The 2,588-nt window shown below is 49.6% G+C and carries 2 protein-coding genes and 2 pseudogenes; all 4 read left to right on the forward strand.

The window, feature by feature from the left end; translation table 11 throughout:
* Positions 1–311 (forward strand): annotated as a pseudogene (locus tag OCV63_RS17250) (CHC2 zinc finger domain-containing protein); the annotation flags it as partial.
* Positions 280–1,617 (forward strand): virulence-associated E family protein, encoded by a 1,338-nt coding sequence (locus OCV63_RS17255; protein ID WP_158365439.1) that lies wholly within the window; start codon positions 280–282, stop codon positions 1,615–1,617. The pseudogene OCV63_RS17250 and the gene OCV63_RS17255, both read left to right, overlap by 32 nt.
* Before the next feature lie 241 nt (positions 1,618–1,858).
* Entirely contained in the window at positions 1,859–2,056 is a 198-nt protein-coding gene (locus OCV63_RS17260) for a hypothetical protein (RefSeq protein WP_006873181.1), read from the forward strand.
* Positions 2,057–2,344, forward strand: a pseudogene (locus tag OCV63_RS17265) (recombinase family protein); the annotation flags it as partial.
* Between the last annotated feature and the right edge of the window lie 244 nt (positions 2,345–2,588).

Consider the following 2,588-nt stretch of genomic DNA (forward strand, 5'->3'; position numbering starts at 1 on the left):
CAAAGAACCGCTGCTTCCGTATCCTTGCCGATTATCTCCACCTGCTTCGGGCATGGAGAACGGAATATGCCCCGCACTCCCCAGAGGAAGCCTTTCATCCCCGGTTTGTGGAAGCCTTACAGAAGCAAGACCAAGTGGAATATCTGCTGGATGTGCTGCTGTTCGGGGAAACGGAGGAAAAAGCAGCTTTGATTACGGACTACGGAAAGGATGTGATACAGCTTGAACAGCGAATGGCAGAGCTTGCAGCCGCAGACACAGCAAGAACTAAAAAACACCATGAACGCCATGCAGCCGCCACAGAGCGTTGAGGAAATCAAGGCGGGGCTGGAAACTACCGAGAAAGGCGCTGTCCGTCAGAGCATACGGAACTGCCTGACCGTATTCCAGCGTGACCCTCTGCTTTCCGGGGCTATCGCATACAACATCCTGACCGACCGCAAGGACATCATAAAGCCCATCGGTTTTCACAGAGAAAGCACCGCCCTGAACGATACGGACATGAAGTATCTGCTTCTTTATCTGGAAGAAACCTACGGGCTTACCAATGAGAAAAAGATTGATAATGCCATCGGGATTGTGGCGAATGAAAACAAGTACCATCCCATCCGGGACTATTTAAGTGACCTTGTTTGGGACGGGACAGAGCGAATCCGTTTCTGCCTGCGGCACTTTCTGGGGGCTGACGCAGACGATTACACCTATGAAGCGTTGAAGCTGTTCCTGCTGGGTGCAATCTCACGAGCCTTTCAGCCGGGGTGCAAGTTTGAAATCATGCTTTGTCTGGTAGGCGGTCAGGGGGCTGGCAAGTCCACCTTCTTCCGTCTGCTGGCAATCCGGGACGAGTGGTTCTCCGATGATTTGCGGAAGCTGGACGATGACAATGTGTACCGCAAGCTGCAAGGTCACTGGATTATCGAAATGTCGGAAATGATGGCAACCGCCAACGCCAAGAGCATTGAGGAAATCAAGTCATTTTTAAGCCGACAGAAAGAGGTTTACAAGATACCCTATGAAACCCACCCGGCAGACCGCCCCCGTCAGTGCGTGTTTGGCGGCACTTCCAATGCCCTTGACTTCCTGCCCCTTGACCGTTCCGGCAACCGCCGTTTTATCCCGGTCATGGTGTACCCGGAGCAAGCCGAGGTTCACATTTTGGAGGATGAAGCTGCTTCCAGAGCCTATATCGAGCAGATGTGGGCAGAAGCGATGGAGATTTACCGAAGCGGCAGGTTCAAGCTGGCTTTCAGCTCCGCCATGCAGCGGTATCTCAAAGAACACCAGCGGGATTTTATGCCGGAGGACACCAAAGCCGGGATGATACAGGCGTATCTTGATAAGTACACCGGGAACATGGTCTGCTCCAAGCAGCTCTATAAGGAAGCCTTGAACCATGCTTTTGACGAGCCGAAGCAATGGGAAATCCGGGAAATCAACGAGATTATGAACCAGTGCATTTGCGGCTGGCGGTACTTCCCGAACCCAAGAATGTTTTCCGAATATGGCAGACAAAAGGGCTGGGAGCGTGAAAACCCGGCAACGGATTCCGGCAACCCGTCTGAAAAAACGATGGACGGCTTTGTGGAGGTCACAGAACAGATGGAGCTTCCATTCTGAAAATGACCGCCCGTTGCACCCCCTGTTGCTATCCCGTTGCCGAGCCGGTTGCCGGGGAAAATCCCTTATTTCCGGGATTTTCTCCCTTATAACAACCAAAACAACAGAAAAATAAAAGAAAAGTATAAATAGTAACCATCGCCAGATTGAGATTGTTTGCAAGGTCTTTTGAAGCCCGTTGCCGGACTTCGTTGCCGATACCCTCTGTCTGGCTATTTTCATGTATGGAGGATAACTGCCTATGGCAAAAAACAAAACAGAGATTCATGTGACCACTGTATTTGACGGGGAGCTTGACGCCACTGATGTGTTCGTCAGCCTGATTTCCCAGAAATACGGAAAGACAAATTCAAAAGAATATCTTGCTAAAAAGAAAGATTTGAAGTATAATGAAGATGAGGTTCAAAAGAGCCAGATACCGTCTGGATTGTGTGGGTAAATGGCTATGATGAACGAAATGGAATACAGAACAATCGGTTCGGCACTTGCCGGGGGCTATCGTGCAGCGGTCTATTGCAGGCTGTCAAAGGACGATGACCTGCAAGGCGAAAGTGCCAGTATCGCAAACCAGCGTGATATGCTGGAAAAATACTGCGAAAAGCAGGGATGGGAGGTTGTGGCAGTCTATCAGGACGATGGCTTCACAGGTCTTAATATGGAGCGTCCTGATTTACAGAGAATGTTGAGAGCCATTGAGCGCAGGCAAATCAACCTTGTCATCACGAAAGNAAAAATAAAAGAAAAGTATAAATAGTAATCATCGCCAGATTGAGATTGTTTGCAAGGTCTTTTGAAGCCCGTTGCCGGACTTCGTTGCCGACACCCTCTGTCTGGCTATTTTCATGTATGGAGGATAACTGCCTATGGCAAAAAACAAAACAGAGATTCATGTGACCACTGTATTTGACGGGGAGCTTGACGCCACTGATGTGTTCGTCAGCCTGATTTCCCAGAAATACGGAAAGACAAAT

Origin of the sequence: Laedolimicola ammoniilytica, from assembly GCF_025567165.1 — a bacterium.
In the GTDB taxonomy this organism is placed as follows: Bacteria; Bacillota; Clostridia; order Lachnospirales; family Lachnospiraceae; genus Laedolimicola; species Laedolimicola ammoniilytica.